This is a genomic window from Marnyiella aurantia (assembly GCF_014041915.1).
GTDB classification, from domain to species: domain Bacteria; phylum Bacteroidota; class Bacteroidia; order Flavobacteriales; family Weeksellaceae; genus Marnyiella; species Marnyiella aurantia.
Window position 1 is genome coordinate 429,101 of the sequence record NZ_CP059472.1, and the last position, 17,215, is coordinate 446,315.

The window sequence follows — 17,215 nt, forward strand, 5'->3', positions numbered from 1 at the left end:
ACAAACAGATAAAATTAAGCAAAATGCCAAAATTAAAAACTAAATCAGGTGCTAAGAAGCGTTTTAAGCTTACCGGAACCGGGAAGATTAAAAGAAAAGGTGCTTACAAAAGCCACATTCTGACCAAAAAAGAGACCAAGCAAAAGAGAAATCTTACGCAAACTTCTTACGTGGCCGAGGTGGACAAGAAAAGCGTACTTCGCCAATTAGCGTTAAAGTAGTTTTTATAAATCAAAGCGGTTTATAAGAATTAACAAATTCAACAAAATTTAACCCTGAAACGGTGCACCTAAGATCTGCCGCGGCGGACGCCCTTTTCAAAAAAAAACATTTAAATTATGCCAAGATCAGTAAACGCGGTGGCTTCCAGAGCCCGCAGAAAAAAAGTAATGAAGTTGGCCAAAGGTTTCTTCGGAAGAAGAAAAAACGTTTGGACTGTAGCTAAGAATGCCGTGGAAAAGGCGATGCAGTATGCATACCGTGGCAGAAAAGAGAAGAAAAGAAACTTCAGAGCACTTTGGATTACCAGAATTAACGCTGGTGCAAGAGAACACGGACTGACTTATTCTCAGTTTATGGGAGCTCTTAAGAAAAACAACATCGAATTGAACAGAAAAGTTTTAGCCGATTTAGCAATGAATCACCCTGAAGCGTTCAAAGCTGTTGTAGATCAAATTAAATAATGTAAAATTTTGTTATCAATATCTGATCCCGGACTTTGTTCGGGATTTTTTTATATTTTTGCCTCACAATTTCTTTCATGAAAAAACTTCAGTATCTATTTGTATTTCTGTGTGTTACACTGGCACAGGCACAAACTTTTATACCGGCCTACGGTGCACGTGTAAGCCAGGTTTCACAGAGCAATATCAATTCCGGACTTCAGGACTTTGTGAGCTTTGGAACCAAGACCACAGGCAGTACCAATAATGCCAACGCACTGAACTGGCTGAAAAGTAAATATGCCGCCTTCGGCTACTCCACCTCTCAGGTGATCGAACATCCTTTCAATATCGGCAGCGTTACATCCAAAAATCTGGAGGTTACCAAAACAGGTACGCTTTATCCCAATACCTTCGTGCTGGTGATTGCTCATTTTGATACCATAAACGGTGTGGGCGCCAATGATAACGGCAGCGGTACTAATGCTCTCCTGGAAATGGCGCGTATTATGAAAGACGTTCCTACGGAATACTCCATAAAATTCATTCACTTTTCCGGTGAGGAGCAGGGTTTGTACGGAAGTCAGCATTATGTGAATAATGTAGTGAACGCTACCAGTCCAAAAATGAACATCAGGCTTGTTTTCAACCTGGATCAGGTGGGCGGAACCTCTGGTCAGACGCACAACACGATTTTCTGTGAGCAAGACACCAACAATTCACCGGCAGCTAATAACGCGTCTTCAGCATCGGTTACCCAGCAGCTTAAAAACTGTGTGGCCTTATATTCTACGCTGCAGACCAACACCGGCGTTGCTCCGGCCTACTCCTCAGATTACATACCTTTCCAGAACAACGGTGAAGTGATTACCGGGCTTTACGAAGGTTATGGTGACAATAACCCCTATCCTCACACCTCCGGTGATATTATTGCCAATATGGATCCTGTATTTCTGTTCAATGTAACCAAGGCAGCCCTGGGAGCAGTCCAGCATTTCGCTATAGCCTCAACCACACTTTCAGTATCGGAACCGGGTGTAGAGCATGCAGCCAGCGACTGGACCGTCTACCCAAATCCGGCGAGGGATTATTTTGAAATTAAAGCGTCCGGTTCAGAATCCGGTAAGATGACTTTTGAGCTTACCGATATGAGCGGCAAATCCGTACTTCGCGTTCAGGATTCCAAAAAGATTGATGTTTCCGGAATACCGACCGGAGTTTATGTTGGAAAACTGCAGACCGACGGTCAGAGTTCTTCAAAAAAAATAATGATTAAAAGATAAATCAAAAATCCTGAGTTACGCTCAGGATTTTTTGTTTAGAAGGCTTTCGTAAGCGTTTATCAGATCTTCTGCCACACGACTGTCGGTGTACCGCTGTGCATATTTCTGCCCTTTTTCAGCTCTGCGTTCGCGCTCGGCTTCACTGTTCCATAGGAAAGTAATTTTAGACTTCAGGTCCGGGACATTTAGTGGGTCTACATACATTGAATCGGGACCGCCGGCTTCAGGGAGTGAACTGGTATTGCTCGTAATGACGGCGGTACCTGAAAAAAGAGCTTCAATTACCGGGATTCCGAAGCCTTCGAATAAACTGGGATAAACAAATATATCGGCCATTTTATAGAGTTCAGCCAGTTCGGCCATAGTCAGTCCTTCCAGAAACTGAACCTGATCCTGCATTTTATTTTTCCTGATGAATTTTTCTACTTTTTTGTAGTATGATGTTGTCTTTCCCAAAACCACCAAAGGAATACCCGTGCCTACTACCGCTTTTATGGTATTGAGCAGGTTCTTCCTGGCCTCTATGGTACCGACACTCAGCATAAAACGTTCAGGCAGCTGATGTTTCGTTCTTAATGAGCTTTGTAAATCTTCATCAGGCTTCGACTTAAAAGCCTCGTGGCAACCCTGATAAACCACCTTAATTTTTTCTGAAGGAATTTTAAGGTATTTGATGATGTCACGTTTGGTCTGTTCGGAAATCGCGATGACGAGGTCAGCATTTTCTGCCGCTTTTTTAAATTTCCAGAAATGGATCTTACGGTCCGTCCAGGAATAGTAATTGGGATAGCGCAGAAAAATAAGGTCGTGGATGGTCACTACCTTTTTTATAGTTGAATCAGAACTCCACTTGAGAGGTAATTCACCGGAAAGTCCGTGAAAAATTTCTGCACCGGCCTGCTGAGCTTCCAGGCCCATTTTAAGCTGCCTGGAAAGGAAACTTTTTTTTGTCTGTACCACAGAAACTCCCTGTAAAGCCGTGATTTCACTTCCCTTTTCCGTTGGCGCTGAATCCAGCAGCAGATAACTGTTTTCGGGATGATGAGCAGCTAAAATCCGCACCAGATCGCGGGAATAGTTACCCAAACCTGAAGAATTATGGAAAAAACGTTTGGCATCATAGGCAATTTTCATTCGCCTGAGGGTTTTATAATGTCCTGAGACATCTGCTTTTTCTTCCAGTGTTCCGATTTCTTACCATACAGAAAAATTCGTCCCAACTTATACTTGAATTTCAGGTGGCCGTTAAAATCCGTTCCGAGCAGCCGGTGCGGCGTGTCCGGTTTTTCTTCCAGCACCTCATTGATTGCTTCGGTGTAGACTGTTGGACCGGTAGTCCGGTGCACATCGTTGGGATAACGGTGAGTTTCAATATTGTCCACCACCTTCTCCAGGGTTCTCTTCAGGAATGGATGATCTTTGGCCGAAATGAGTCCCCACTGGCAGTAAAGTCCCGGATTTCCCTCGTGAGTAATGATGAAGTCATCGTCTTCCTGCAGAAATTTATCAAATGGAGTTTTCACGTAACTGTCGATATCCAGATAGACACCGCCATATCGGTAAAGCACAGCGTAGCGGAAAAAATCGGCCTTGGCTGCACCAATAGTCAGGCTTTTATAGGCCTTCAGATATCTCGGTGGGAATTCCTCTTCAAAAAAGCCAAGAATGCGTTTATCATCGTAAAAATGATAATTCCAGCCCGGATTTTTCTTCCTCATCCGGGAAATGTAAAACCGGGTGATCCACGGAAGATCACCCGTTTTAAAGGTCTGAAAAATATTTTTAGGAATTGGCATAAATATCTTGGCGGTTAAACGGCTACGCTGTTATCCCTTAAAGCATCATTCAGCGAGGTTTTCTTGTCCGTGCTTTCCTTTCTTTGACCAATGATCAGCGCACACGGAACCTGATATTCGCCTGCAGGGTACTGCTTTGTATAACTTCCCGGAATCACTACCGAGCGGGCCGGAACTCTGCCTTTAATCTCAACGGGCTCCGGGCCGGTAACATCAATTATTTTTGTTGATGCTGTAAGTACCACATTAGCACCCAAAACAGCTTCTTTTTCTACATGGACACCCTCCACAACGATACAGCGGGAACCGATGAAACAGTCGTCTTCAATGATCACCGGCGCAGCCTGAAGCGGTTCCAGCACTCCTCCGATTCCTACGCCACCACTCAGGTGTACATTTTTGCCGATCTGCGCGCAGCTTCCCACCGTTGCCCAGGTATCTACCATAGTCCCGGAATCTACGTAAGCGCCGATATTTACATAGGATGGCATCAAAATTACGCCGCTGGCCACGTAGCTGCCGTGTCTGGCAATGGCATGCGGTACTACGCGCACTCCTTTTTCAGCATAATTGGTCTTCAACGGGATTTTATCATGAAACTCAAATGGTCCCACCTCTATGGTTTCCATCTTCTGGATGGGAAAGTACATCACTACCGCTTTCTTCACCCATTCGTTTACAGTCCAGCCGTTTGGTGCAGGTTCTGCTACGCGCAGCTTACCTAAATCCAGTTGCGAAACCACCTCACGGATGGCCGCTTTGCTGTCTTCATTTTCCAGCAGTTCCCTGTTCTCCCAAATTTCCTCTATCTTCTGTTGTAGTGACATATCTTAGTTTAATATTTATATCTGCAAAAATACAAATTGAATCTGCATTAATGAATTCAAAGCGCAAGTTTTGAGAAGATGTTCCGCTTTGGCTTACGGATCACTTCAATCTTTGGATTGATTGCGAGCAGATCCTTCAGGAACTCTTCTGTTCGCACCGGCGAAATAATTATGCTGTCGAATTTGTTGTAGAAAATTTCAAGTCTGTCCAGAGATGCGGCGGGTGAACTAAGCGGATTGTTGGTTTCCCTGATTTTACGGATGGCTGAAACAGGAATTTTGGTTCTTGAAAAAAAGGAACTGTGAACTGTAACATCTTTTTCATCCACCGAATATTTAATGCCCAAAAAAACGAAGAGAAAAAATAAAATAACAGGAATCAAGAGGAGATCCAAGTCCGCAGCATTTTCGTGCGGCACAAAAATAAATGAGGCAAAAACGAGGAAGATGAACGCAATCAGTTCCAGGCCATATTTCGTTCTGTACTTTTTCATACTACTTTTCTATTAAAGAACCCTGCGGGCAAAGAGATATGCCTGGTTCCAGTACTTCTCGTTCAATGAAGAGATAATCACGCCTTTGGATGTGGATGAATGTATAAAGTTGATCTCACCGTCATTCAGGATACGGTGTACAATCCCTACATGCGAGATGCGGCTTCCACCTGATGTCGCGAAAAACAATAAGTCCCCGGGCTGCACTTTTGAAATATCAACCTCTTTTCCTTCCTTTCCCTGGTCTTCCGAACGGCGTGGAAGTTTCATGGAGTTTTCGTCAAAAACCTTGCAGACCAAACCTGAGCAGTCGAAGCCGGATGATGTGTTTCCGGCATATTTATAAGGGGCACCCAAATATTTTTCTGCATCCTTCAGCAGTTCCTCCACTTCCCTGGTGGTCTTACCGTTATACTTTGACATCAGGGAACGGAGTTCAGCAGCTTTTGTCACCGGTTTTACGTAAGGATCAGGTCTTTTTACAGGCTTTTTGGCGGTACCACACGAGATAATTATGGCCATAGCCATAAGTAAAGACAATATCTGCTTCATTATTCAGTCAGTTTTCAGCTCAAAAATAGATAATTTGAACTGAAACCTTTTAAGATTATTCTGCAGTTCCCTTTTTTCCTTTGTTAATAAACCAGTACACGGGCACTCCAATCAGGATCAGAAGGAAACCCGGCCATGTATATTGCGGCTTGTAAATGATAAGCAATACACAGAACATGGCACCGATCAGGAGGTAAATCAGAGGCGTAACGGGGTACAGCCAAGTCTTGTACGGACGCTCAAGGTTGGGTTGCTTAAACCTTAACCAGATTACGCCAAAAACGGTAATCATATAAAAGAGTACGATAACAAAAGAAATCATATCCAAAAGATCGCCGTACTGTCCGGAAAGTGCCAACACCGATGCCCAGATTCCCTGCATCCAAAGTGATTTAGCCGGTACATCAAACCGGTTGTTTTCAATAGCGCTTTTAAAGAAAAGCCCATCCTTCGCCATGGTTTGGTAAACCCGTGCGCCAGCCAGAACGAGGCCGTTTATACACCCGAATGTGGAAATCATAACCAATACTGCCATAATTACAGTTCCAACACTTCCAAATATCACCTCCGAAGCCGCAACTGCAGGGCGGTTTTTATCAGCAAAAGCAATCCCGTCCCGGTCCAACGCATTCAGGTAAACGAAATTAACGAGCATATAAAGAATCATAACGGCTGCGGTTCCCAAAACCATTGACCGGACCACGTTCTTTTTAGGATTTTCCATTTCGCCGGACATAAAGGTTACATTCTCCCAGGCCACTGAGCTGAAAACCGATCCCACCATGGCCGCAGCGATACCGCCCATCAGGGCCATTCCTCCTATTTCTGTCCATCCGGTCGGAAGCAGGTTATTGCCGACCTCTTTGCCGAGATCCTGAAAGGCCGCCCATCCGAAACTCATATTGGCTGTCCACTGTGAATCTTTTATCAGCATAAAGCCAAAAATAATAAGTCCGAGAAGGGCTAAAATCTTGGATCCGGTAAAGACATTCTGCAGAAGCTTTCCATTTTTTACTCCACGTGTATTAATATAGGTAAGCAGAAGAATAATGACGATGGCTAGAATCTGTACCCAGGTTATCCTGAATCCGCCATTTTGGAAAATAGGCTCAGAATCATTAAGCCACGGAATTAAATACGCTGCAAACTTGCCGAAGGCCATGGCAACTGCGGCGATAGTTCCCGTTTGAATCACTGTAAAGAGACCCCATCCGTACAGAAAGCCGGGCATTTTGCCAAAAATTTCAGAAATATAGGTATACTGACCTCCGGCTTTGGGGTAAATGGCAGACAGTTCGCCATAAGAAATTGCTGCAGCTACTGTCATGATTCCTGTAATAACCCACACCACCACGAGCCAGTAACCGGAACCCAGATTCCGCATCATGTCTGAACTCACTATAAATATACCGCTGCCAATCATGGAACCCATAACGAGCATGATACCGTCCCAAAGTTTCAGTTTTTTCTTCATTTGGTTTTCCTGGTTTTAAACAGGTAAATATAGAATTAAATGAAGACCGACTGCAGAATTAAATTAAGGCATCCAGGAAAAAATATAATTCCTGATGTCTATACAATTTCAAACTGAACTTCCTCATCAACCTTTGGATAAACAGAAGCAGAACGGAACTCTCTTCCACTGCAGTCTGTTTCTTTCCAGCCTTTCTTTCCTTTACAGTCACCTACCGCTGCAACTATAGGGACAAAAGAAATTTCATCATCGCCTGTGCGGTAAATCTCCCTGTTCTGCACGGCAATATCCAGTATACATTCAAAAGGAGTATTTAAGCGCACATTACGGTAAATATGGTCATAGTGGGTTTCTCTGTTTTCAGGGATTTCAAAATACTTTTCGAATCCATCTACTGCACCATTGAGCCGGGCAATGGCAGATAAGGCCTCATAAAGTGCTACAGTGTAATATTTCCTGCTTACCTGGCGAAGGGGATCGTCAGGATAATAGCCGCCCTCAAAAAGAATGGTGGGCAGTCCGGCTTTGCTAAGGTTATCTCCCACAGAGGAGGGATAGAACTCGTCTGTATATCTTCCTATTTGGTTTGGTAAATCAATATTGAGTTGGCTGTAAACAGCCGCGATAACAGCCATAGACTTCCTGCGTACATCTGTAATTTCCCTATTGGTACTTACCGATGGCGAAAGGAAGGAAAGCGTGGCCGGGTTCGTTCCGTCTGTAGTGAAAATTGTTCTTTGCTCATGTAGGTTCAGCGCATAATCATAGTTACCGGTCAAGGCGATGTCTTTCAACAAGGGCAGTTCCGCCGTTTCCAGCTTCAGAAAATCTCGGTTCATATCGAGGTCCTGCGCATTTCGCCGTTCCCAGGTTTCAGAGCCGTCGGGATTGAGCATAAAAATGAAATCAAGCGATATCTGGCTATACAGTTTACTGTGGAGTAGGGGATGATGTTTAAAGGTCTCCAGCATGTCCAGCATGGCATGTGTGGAGTTGCTTTCGTTACCATGCATCTGAGACCAAGCCAGAATTCTTATAGGTCCCTTTCCGAAGGAGGTCAAATAAATAGGCCTACCCCTAACCGATTTACCGATTATCCTGCTGTAATCGCTGAGATTGTCCTGTAGAAATTCTGCCAGCCCTGCAGGCGGAATATAACGGTTTGGGAAATTGGGGTTCCTGCGGTACGCATCTAAGAATTTCATTCAGCAAAAAGTTTACAATTCTCAAAAATAATTATTTTCTGCTCAAAACAACACGTTTACATTTGTAAAAACATTAAACACTGTCAATTGCCAGTTTGTCTGTTGATAAAAATGTTAATTGAATAATTAATATTTAAATATTGTAATATATTGAAAATCAGGTTGTAAAAAAATTTACATGAACTTAAAATTGAGATGTACTTTAAGTGATAAAGGGCGCTTATTTAGTGGATAATGCATAAAAATGTCAAACATGTAAATTGTTGAAAAGCCTATAGTCGGAATTAGAATACACAGATGTAAACTATTTTGAATTTCAGTTTTTCGCTATATTTGACGCTTAAATTTTTATATGAGTAACGAAACTTTATTTCTTGCAGGATTCCTGGTCTTTATACTGATCATCCTTGCCATTGACCTTAGCATGGGCCGAAAATCCGGCGGAGTAGTAACTATGAAAAAAGCTGGACTCATGAGTTTTTTCGTAGTGGCGCTTTCCATGTGCTTTTACTTTGTACTGATCACCTACGGCCACCTACTGCATGGTATAGACAGTATGGAGAAACTTCAGTCCGTAATCAGTCGTCACAATCATCCTGTAAAAATAATTCCGCAAGACCTGGAGCATTCAATACAGCTCTATAACCAGAATCTGGGTCTGGAGTATTTAACCGGATATATTGTGGAATATGCCTTATCGGTTGATAATATATTTGTGATGATCCTGATATTTACCGCGTTTGGTGTTGCACCCAAAAATTATCACCGCGTATTATTCTGGGGAATCCTGGGGGCCATTGTAATGCGGTTTATATTTATATTCGTGGGAGCCGCACTAATTGCCAAGTTCAGCTGGATAATGTACGTATTTGGTGCCTTCCTGATTATTACAGGTATTAAGATGTTTCTCGAGAAAGACAAGGACGAACAGATTGATACGCAGAACCACCCTATCGTTAAGTTTGCCAACCGTTATTTCAAGGTGCATAACCAGTTTGTAGGAAGCCGGTTTTGGGTTACAGTAGATGGAGTTCGCAAGATGACTCCACTGTTCATTGTACTGCTTATTGTAGAAGCTACCGACCTTATCTTTGCTGTAGACAGTATACCGGCAATATTTTCTGTTACAAAGGATCCATATATCGTATTCTTCTCAAATATTTTTGCCATCATCGGACTGCGTTCCATGTTCTTCCTGCTGGCTGGTATTTTAGATAAGTTCAGATTCCTGAAAATAGGTCTTTCGGCGTTACTGACGTTTATCGGTTTAAAGATGATTTTCCACAGCTTCCTTGAAGGCTGGGGATTTGAGACCTCTCATTCCCTGTTAATAATTGTTTCAATCCTTGCAATAAGCATTGGTGCTTCGCTACTGTTTCCGGAGAAGAAAAAAGAAAGAAAATTAAAATATGATCCTGAGCATGATGACCATCAGAGACACTAATTTACAACTAAAAACTGTAATCATTGTAAAACCAACTCGTAAGGGTTGGTTTTTACTTTTGTAAAATAATTTTGGAGTTTTGGATTTACATTTGTATTTTATAATTGTAAACTTATTTATTACATTTGTAATTGTAAATTATACCTGATGACTGAGCTAAACGAAAGGATTTCGAAGATAATTGAATACTCCGGCTACACGGCTTCAGAGTTTGCAGAAACTGTAGATGTGCAGCGGTCATCAATCTCCCACATCACTGCGGGGCGGAATAAACCATCTCTTGACTTCCTGATCAAGGTAAAAGAACGTTTTCCGGAACTGCAGTGGGACTGGATCATTAAAGGTGAAGGTGAAATGCTGAAAAAGCTGCAATCTGATGAATTACCGGAATCGGAAGAGAAACCCCGCACCACTTCCCTTCCGGATCTCTTTAATATGATTGAAGGAGATTATTTAGGTTCCACAGAAAGTGAAGACAGGATTGAGCCCGGCGCTGAGCAAAATTTGCAGGCGCCTTCAGAATCCCGAATTTCCGCACAAAGACCCGCTTCAGAAATTTTAGGCGATTCTCAGCGATTAGCGGTGACCGCAGAAAAGGGCCTGTTACAAAACACTGATAATGAATCGGATAAGGTAAAGCGTATTGTGCTGTTCTACGAAAGCGGCAAATTTGAGAGTTTTGAACCTTAAAAATTAGAGGTTCACCTGTTTTTAATTTTCTGAACAGAACGGCGGGTACTCTGGGTGCAACGGTTTTTGGGAAATATTCGTAAATTTACGGAAATCAAAAAAAGCAGCCATGAGATATATTCAGTCGGGTAATATACCTTCGAAGAGACACACGGTTTTCAAATCCGGTGAAGGAAAATTTTATTATGAACAGCTTTTCGGAACCGAAGGTTTCCATGGCATCTCGTCCTTATTATATCATATACACCGGCCGACCCAGATTAAACGCATCGGGACTCCAAAAGATGTTACCCCAAAGATAGCCGTTCAAAAAAACGTTACCCCCAGAATGTTCAAGGGGATGAACGTAACTCCTGAAGATGATTTTCTGGACAGCCGTAAGATTTTGATGCTGAATAATGACCTGAAAATGGGTCTTTCAAAGCCGAGAAAATCAACCGGGTATTTCTATAAAAATGCTGAGTGCGACGAAATGCTCTATGTGCATAACGGAACGGGTATACTAAAAACCTTTATCGGGAACATTGATTTTGAAGCCGGAGATTATCTCATCATTCCGCGCGGGACCATTTATCAGGTAGAGCTGCATAGCGAGGAAACCGTTTTTATGGTAGTCGAAAGCCACTCTCCTATTTATACACCTAAAAGATACAGGAATGAATTCGGTCAGCTGCTGGAACACTCACCATTCTGCGAGCGTGACATTGTTGCGCCAACTTTTGTAGCACCCACAGATGAAAAAGGCGAATTCCTTATCAAAGTAAAAAAAGAAAACCAGATCTGGGATTTCATTTATGCCACGCACCCTTTTGATGTGGTAGGCTGGGACGGATATTTCTATCCCTATAAATTCAACATCAAAAACTTTGAACCTATTACGGGGAGGATTCATCTTCCGCCGCCGATCCATCAGAATTTTGAAGCTCATAATTTTGTAATCTGCTCTTTTGTGGCCAGAATGTATGACTACCATCCGCTGGCCGTACCTGCGCCGTATAATCACTCCAATATTGATTCGGACGAAGTTCTTTTCTATACCGAAGGAGATTTTATGAGCCGTAACCATATTGACCTTATGGACTTTACACTCCATCCCGGCGGCATTGTTCACGGACCACACCCCGGTGCTATGGAGAGAAGCATCGGCAAAAAATTCACTGAAGAGTATGCGGTAATGGTCGATCCATTCCGTCCACTACAGCTTACGGAAGAGGCCCTGAAAGTGGAAGATCCCTCCTACCTGACCTCCTGGTTGGAGACTGAAGAGAACCATTTGGAAGACCGAAGCCAGGAGTAACAACACTGAAGGCAAACTGCTTAAGTTTGCCTTTTTAATGTCTGGGTTTTACGTAGGAATATAGGATCTGTCTGATAATATTTCAACTATTCCTGCATAATTGATTGATGTTTTCATTTCAAATGGTAAATTGGTCACTTCAAGAAAATTCCTAAAATAACCTGAAAACTGAGTTTACTCATTTTGAGTCTGCGCTTAAAGGAGTAAATTTGAGCAATATTCACAGCAACATAACATTAAAGTATGGTCCAATATGTAAGCGCTGAAGAAGCGGTATCACTTGTCCGGAGCGGCGACAGAATTTTTTCCCACGGAAGTGCATGTACTCCCAATCATCTTATAGACGAACTGGCAAAACAGGCCTCCCGCCTAAAGGATGTGGAATTTGTCTCCATCACGCAGCAGGGTAAAGTTGAAATTGCCAAACCCGAATATAAAGACAGTTTTTATATAAATTCACTTTTCGTATCGACGCCGGTGCGTCAGGCAGTTAATTCCGATCAGGGAGATTTTGTTCCGGTTTTCCTCAGCGAAATTCCAATTCTTTTTAAGAACGGTCACCTGCCTCTGGATGTTGCCATGGTAACCGTTTCGCCACCCGACCAGCACGGATACTGCACTTTAGGTACTTCTGTCGATGTTGCCAGAAGCGCTGTGGATACTGCAAAAATCATCATCGCCCAGGTGAATCCCAGGATGCCCAGAACTCATGGCGACGGGATGATTCATTTCAGCAAAATTCATAAAATGGTTTGGCATGAGGAGGAACTGCTTACAGTAGACTACGGTTCAAAGGTGGGAAATGAAGAGCTTTTAATCGGAAAAAATGTAGCTGAACTTATAGACGACCGCTCTACCCTTCAGATGGGAATCGGTACCATTCCGGATGCGGTGCTGAAGTGTCTTCATAACCACAAAGACCTGGGTGTACATACCGAAATGATCAGTGACGGAATTGTAGATTTGGTAGCCAATGATATAATTAACAATAAATATAAAGGTACACACCTGAACAGGACTATCACAAGTTTCGCTTTCGGGACCCGTAAGCTTTATGATTATATAGACGATAATCCTTCCTTCGCTTTCATGGATGTGGAACATGTGAACTACCCCATCAACATCATGAAGAACAAAAAAATGGTGGCTATAAACTCTGCAATAGAAATTGACCTGACCGGCCAGGTTTGTGCAGATTCCATCGGTACGTTCCAGTTCAGCGGGATTGGCGGACAGATGGATTTCATGCGTGGTGCAGCCCTGTCGCCGGGAGGAAAACCTATCATCGCCATATCTTCCCGTACAAAAAAGGGAGTGCCGCGAATTGTCCCTTACCTGAAACAGGGTGCCGGCGTGGTAACCACCCGCGGACATATCCATTTTGTGGTAACAGAATTCGGAACCGCTTACCTGTATGGTAAGAGCCTGAGACAGCGGGCGAAGGCATTGATCGAAATCTCTCATCCGGACGACCGGGAAATGCTGGAACGAGCGACTTTTGAACGTTTTAAATGTCTTTAAATACTGACTAATCCCGTTTAATGCGGGATTTTACTTTCCAGGCAGCGTCATTCAGTAACATCTTTAATCCAGGCTTATAACTGTAATTTTTGTAGCATTTTAAATTTTCGTAAATTGGCATTTCAAAAATCAGATAACATGTCAACACTTACTTTTGCGGAAAAAATAGCGCAGGCAGAGAATTTCCTGCCGATTAACGGAACCGATTATATCGAATTCTATGTTGGAAATGCGAAGCAGGCAGCACATTTCTATAAAACAGCCTTTGGTTTTCAGTCGGTTGCTTATGCAGGACCTGAAACCGGGGTTCGCGACAGGTCTTCATATGTAATCCAGCAGGGGAAAATCCGTTTGGTGCTTACCTCCGGCCTCAGCTCTGAATCTCCTATCTGTGAACATCAGAAAAAGCACGGCGACGGTGTAAAAGTACTTGCTCTTTGGGTTGATGATGCCTATTCCGCATTCGAAGAAACAACAAAAAGAGGTGCAAAACCTTATATGGAACCGCAAACACTGACTGATGAGTTTGGTGAGGTCCGTATGTCCGGTATCTATACCTATGGCGAAACTGTGCATATGTTTGTAGAACGTAAGAACTATAACGGTGCCTTTATGCCGGGATACCAAAAGTGGGAAAGCGTATACAATCCTTCAGAGGTCGGTTTGCTGTATGTAGATCACTGCGTGGGTAATGTAGACTGGAACCGTATGGTTCCCACTGTGGAATGGTACGAGAAGGTGATGGGATTTGTGAATATCCTTAGCTTTGATGATAAGCAGATCAATACTGAATACTCCGCTCTTATGTCTAAGGTGATGAGTAACGGTAACGGTTTTGCAAAATTCCCGATCAACGAGCCTGCTGAAGGCAAGAGAAAGTCTCAGGTAGAGGAATATCTTGATTTCTATGAAGGTGAAGGCGTACAGCACATCGCTGTGGCCACCAAGGATATTATCCATACTGTTACGGAACTGAAAGCCCGCGGTATCGAATTCCTCCCTGCGCCTCCCGATGCTTACTACGATATGGTGCCGGAAAGAGTTGGAACCATTGACGAGGACATTAAAAAACTCTCAGAACTCGGTATCCTTATTGATTGTGATGAAGAGGGTTATCTGCTTCAGATTTTCACCAAGCCGGTTGAAGACCGTCCAACCCTTTTCTTTGAGATCATCGAAAGACACGGAGCCCAGAGTTTTGGTGCCGGAAACTTCAAAGCCCTTTTTGAAGCCCTTGAAAAGGAGCAGGAAAGAAGAGGAAATCTTTAATCTTTATGCTGTATCATAAGACTTCAGGAATGTTCAGACTGTTTATCGCGGTTACTTTGCTGTTTGCGGTTTCCGTGCATGCACAGTTTTCAACTATGAATAAAATTCTGGACCGTACCGCTGAGCGCCGCAGCGCCAATAAAGATCTGAGTAAAATTAAAGTGGACGGCAAAAAGTTTGTCCTGATTAAAGATTTTGCGGATCATACGGAGCGTAATTTCATCTCGATAAGCGGAGACCAGCTGACCTTTGTTGAAGTTTTTGATGATAAGGCAACCGGTCAGTCTTCATCCAATGTTTTTTCCGGCGATGTTGTACGAACGACTCATAATATGATCTCGTTGCGAGCAGACAAACTGGAAGGTGAAAGAATCGGTCTGCCGGTTACCAAGACGTTGCAACTGGTCATTCGTGATAAGGCCCTTTACCTTAAGGACATTCATACTGGAGACTACTGGACTGAAGATACCGGTTCCAACAAAAAATAAAATAATTTAAAACATAAAGGTTCCGAAGTATGAAGAAATTTATTACTTGGAACCTTTTCCTTAACTGATACACTATGCAATCTTTTATAAAATACGCCGAAAGTTCGGACTTTTCTATCTATAATATTCCGTTTGGAGTAGCTGTTTTCGGTCAGGAGTATATTGCCTGTGCCACTAGGATCGGCGATATGGTTATTGATCTGGCTACACTTTATGATTTTGGATATTTTAATGATATTGAAGGACTTACAGATAATATATTTGAAGCCTACACACTTAACGAATTCATAGAACTTGGAAAGCCGGTTACCTCTGCTGTAAGACTGAGACTTCAGGAGCTCCTTCTCGAGGGTTCAGCACTTTCTGCCGACACCAAAAGTATAGAAGAATGCTTTTATGCATTGGATCATGTAAAGATGATGATGCCGGTACACGTACCTAATTACACCGATTTCTATAGCAGCATCGAGCACGCCACCAATGTTGGGAAAATGTTCCGCGATCCTGCCAACGCACTCCTGCCTAACTGGAAGCATCTGCCGGTGGGCTACCATGGGCGTGCCTCCTCTATTGTAGTTTCGGGTACAGACATTATCCGTCCGAAAGGTCAGATGAAGCCTGCCGACGCAGATATGCCTGTTTTTGGACCCTGTAAGCAACTCGATTTTGAACTGGAGATGGCTTTCATCGTTAATAAGAACACAGAAATGGGCGAAAGCATTACCACGGCTCAGGCTGAAGATGCCATTTTTGGGATGGTCATTTTTAATGACTGGTCGGCCAGGGATATCCAAAGCTGGGAATACGTGCCGCTCGGACCATTTTTAGGAAAGAATTTCGGATCATCGGTTTCGCCATGGGTAGTAACGCTGGAAGCGCTTAACCGTTTCCGCACTGCATCACCCGTTCAGGAACCTGAAGTTCTGGACTATCTGAAATTTGACGGAGACAAAAACTACGATATAAACCTCGAAGTTTACCTCCAGCCCGAAAACGGAACTGAAACCCTGATTTCGCAAAGCAACTACAAATATATGTACTGGAATATGGCTCAACAGCTGGCACACCATACCGTAAACGGCTGTAACGTGGAAGTTGGTGACATGTATGCCTCCGGAACCATTTCAGGCGAAAATCCGCGTTCTTTCGGCTCTATGCTGGAACTTACATGGCGCGGGCAAAATCCCCTGGAATTGGAAAACAGTGAAGAAAGGAAGTTCATCCAGGACAACGACACTGTAATTATGCGTGGCTACGCCGAAAAAGACGGCGTAAGGGTTGGTTTTGGTGAGGTAGCAGGAAAGATTCTTCCCGCAGTTTAAATACAGTAGTAAATCTTATTAGAAAGTTATTAATGAAAAGTATCACTCCGCACGAGCTAAACGGCGTTCAACTACAGACACTTCTGCAAACGGCCATTGCGCCGCGTCCGATTGCATTGGCTTCCACTATTGACAGTGATGGGCAGGTGAACTTAAGTCCATTCAGCTTTTTCAATATTTTCAGTTCCAACCCGCCGGTGGTGATTTTCTCACCCGCTAGAAGGGTGCGCGACAATACCACGAAACATACACTGGAAAATGTTCTGCAGGTTCCTGAAGTGGTCATTGGTATTGTGAATTTCAACATTGTACAGCAGATTTCGCTTGCTTCAACTGAATATGAAAAGGAAGTCAATGAGTTTGTAAAGGCAGGTCTTACGATGAAGGAGGCAGATTTGGTGCAGCCTAAGCTTATTGCAGAATGTCCTGTAAACCTGGAATGTAAAGTACTTGAGGTTAAGCATTTGGGAACTGAGGGCGGTGCCGGAAACCTGGTGATCTGCGAGGTTATCAAGATCCACGTACGTGAGGAGTATCTGAATGAAGAAGGCAACCTGGACCAGATTAAGCTGGATCTAGTGGCGCGGTTAGGCGGAAACTGGTATTCCCGCAACAATGAAACCAACCTTTTTGAGGTTCCAAAACCATTAGTTACCAAAGGGATTGGCTTCGACAGACTTCCGGATGCGTTAAAGCACAGCAGCATTTTCACCGGAAACGATCTGGGAATGCTGGCCAACACTGAGGGGCTGCCGGATGGCGACTATTCTGCCGATGAGGAAGTTCATACAAGGGCTCAAACCCTGCTTAAAGAAAGCAAAATATCAGAGGCCTGGGACCTTTTAAAACAATAATAAAAAAGCCGTTTTCATCTCGAAAGCGGCTTTTTTT

Annotated in this window: 18 protein-coding genes; 11 read left to right on the plus strand and 7 right to left on the minus strand. The window is 43.3% G+C overall.

Annotated elements, in window-relative coordinates:
• Window positions 1-23 precede the first annotated feature (23 nt).
• The 3 genes from rpmI to H1R16_RS01935 all read left to right on the plus strand — a co-directional run bounded on the left by rpmI (window position 24) and on the right by H1R16_RS01935 (window position 1,945).
• Window positions 24-221 (plus strand): 50S ribosomal protein L35, encoded by a 198-nt coding sequence (gene rpmI, locus H1R16_RS01925; protein WP_034716458.1) that lies wholly within the window; start codon window positions 24-26, stop codon window positions 219-221.
• 117 nt (window positions 222-338) lie between these two features.
• Complete coding sequence (gene rplT / locus H1R16_RS01930; protein WP_181885920.1) at window positions 339-683, plus strand: 50S ribosomal protein L20; 345 nt, start codon at window positions 339-341, stop codon at window positions 681-683.
• Between the two features lie 77 nt (window positions 684-760).
• On the plus strand, window positions 761-1,945 hold the full coding sequence (locus H1R16_RS01935) for a M28 family peptidase (RefSeq protein WP_181885919.1): 1,185 nt from the start codon (window positions 761-763) through the stop codon (window positions 1,943-1,945).
• 21 nt (window positions 1,946-1,966) lie between these two features.
• Here H1R16_RS01935 and H1R16_RS01940 read toward each other — a convergent pair whose 3' ends face one another.
• The 7 genes from H1R16_RS01940 to H1R16_RS01970 all read right to left on the minus strand — a co-directional run bounded on the left by H1R16_RS01940 (window position 1,967) and on the right by H1R16_RS01970 (window position 8,293).
• Complete coding sequence (locus tag H1R16_RS01940; protein WP_181885918.1) at window positions 1,967-3,079, minus strand: glycosyltransferase family 4 protein; 1,113 nt, start codon at window positions 3,077-3,079, stop codon at window positions 1,967-1,969.
• Complete coding sequence (locus H1R16_RS01945; RefSeq protein WP_181885917.1) at window positions 3,076-3,741, minus strand: glycosyltransferase family 32 protein; 666 nt, start codon at window positions 3,739-3,741, stop codon at window positions 3,076-3,078. Before H1R16_RS01945 ends, H1R16_RS01940 begins: the two co-directional genes overlap by 4 nt.
• A 14-nt stretch (window positions 3,742-3,755) precedes the next feature.
• On the minus strand, window positions 3,756-4,568 hold the full coding sequence (locus H1R16_RS01950; RefSeq protein ID WP_181885916.1) for a 2,3,4,5-tetrahydropyridine-2,6-dicarboxylate N-succinyltransferase: 813 nt from the start codon (window positions 4,566-4,568) through the stop codon (window positions 3,756-3,758).
• Window positions 4,569-4,624: 56 nt separating this feature from the next.
• A complete protein-coding gene (locus H1R16_RS01955) occupies window positions 4,625-5,062 on the minus strand; it encodes a PH domain-containing protein (RefSeq protein ID WP_181885915.1) in 438 nt (145 codons plus the stop codon).
• A 12-nt stretch (window positions 5,063-5,074) separates the two neighbouring features.
• Window positions 5,075-5,614: a C40 family peptidase gene (locus tag H1R16_RS01960; RefSeq protein ID WP_181885914.1), complete on the minus strand. Its 540-nt coding sequence runs from the start codon at window positions 5,612-5,614 to the stop codon at window positions 5,075-5,077.
• Window positions 5,615-5,669: 55 nt separating this feature from the next.
• On the minus strand, window positions 5,670-7,088 hold the full coding sequence (locus H1R16_RS01965) for an APC family permease (protein ID WP_181885913.1): 1,419 nt from the start codon (window positions 7,086-7,088) through the stop codon (window positions 5,670-5,672).
• Between the two features lie 98 nt (window positions 7,089-7,186).
• Entirely contained in the window at window positions 7,187-8,293 is a 1,107-nt protein-coding gene (locus tag H1R16_RS01970; RefSeq protein ID WP_181885912.1) for a M14 family zinc carboxypeptidase, read from the minus strand.
• Between the two features lie 352 nt (window positions 8,294-8,645).
• On the opposite strand from H1R16_RS01970, the gene H1R16_RS01975 reads away from it, so the two are divergent.
• From H1R16_RS01975 to H1R16_RS02010, 8 genes are all read left to right on the plus strand, one after another.
• Window positions 8,646-9,737, plus strand: a complete 1,092-nt coding sequence (locus H1R16_RS01975; RefSeq protein ID WP_181885911.1) for a TerC/Alx family metal homeostasis membrane protein — start codon at window positions 8,646-8,648, stop codon at window positions 9,735-9,737.
• Between the two features lie 147 nt (window positions 9,738-9,884).
• Window positions 9,885-10,427, plus strand: coding sequence for a helix-turn-helix transcriptional regulator (locus H1R16_RS01980; RefSeq protein ID WP_181885910.1), 543 nt, complete (start codon window positions 9,885-9,887; stop codon window positions 10,425-10,427).
• A gap of 109 nt (window positions 10,428-10,536) precedes the next feature.
• Window positions 10,537-11,724: a homogentisate 1,2-dioxygenase gene (locus H1R16_RS01985; RefSeq protein ID WP_181885909.1), complete on the plus strand. Its 1,188-nt coding sequence runs from the start codon at window positions 10,537-10,539 to the stop codon at window positions 11,722-11,724.
• Between the two features lie 243 nt (window positions 11,725-11,967).
• Window positions 11,968-13,245 carry an acetyl-CoA hydrolase/transferase family protein gene (locus H1R16_RS01990; RefSeq protein ID WP_181885908.1) on the plus strand — a complete coding sequence of 426 codons (1,278 nt, stop codon included), beginning with the start codon at window positions 11,968-11,970 and terminating at the stop codon, window positions 13,243-13,245.
• Window positions 13,246-13,383: 138 nt separating this feature from the next.
• Window positions 13,384-14,514 (plus strand): 4-hydroxyphenylpyruvate dioxygenase, encoded by a 1,131-nt coding sequence (hppD, locus tag H1R16_RS01995; protein WP_181885907.1) that lies wholly within the window; start codon window positions 13,384-13,386, stop codon window positions 14,512-14,514.
• A 29-nt stretch (window positions 14,515-14,543) separates the two neighbouring features.
• The gene (locus H1R16_RS02000; protein WP_181885906.1) at window positions 14,544-15,002 is read left to right on the plus strand and encodes a hypothetical protein; all 459 of its coding nucleotides are present in this window, start codon (window positions 14,544-14,546) and stop codon (window positions 15,000-15,002) included.
• A gap of 74 nt (window positions 15,003-15,076) precedes the next feature.
• The gene (gene fahA, locus H1R16_RS02005; RefSeq protein ID WP_181885905.1) at window positions 15,077-16,324 is read left to right on the plus strand and encodes a fumarylacetoacetase; all 1,248 of its coding nucleotides are present in this window, start codon (window positions 15,077-15,079) and stop codon (window positions 16,322-16,324) included.
• A 32-nt stretch (window positions 16,325-16,356) separates the two neighbouring features.
• Window positions 16,357-17,178, plus strand: a complete 822-nt coding sequence (locus H1R16_RS02010; RefSeq protein WP_181885904.1) for a flavin reductase family protein — start codon at window positions 16,357-16,359, stop codon at window positions 17,176-17,178.
• Window positions 17,179-17,215 lie beyond the last annotated feature (37 nt).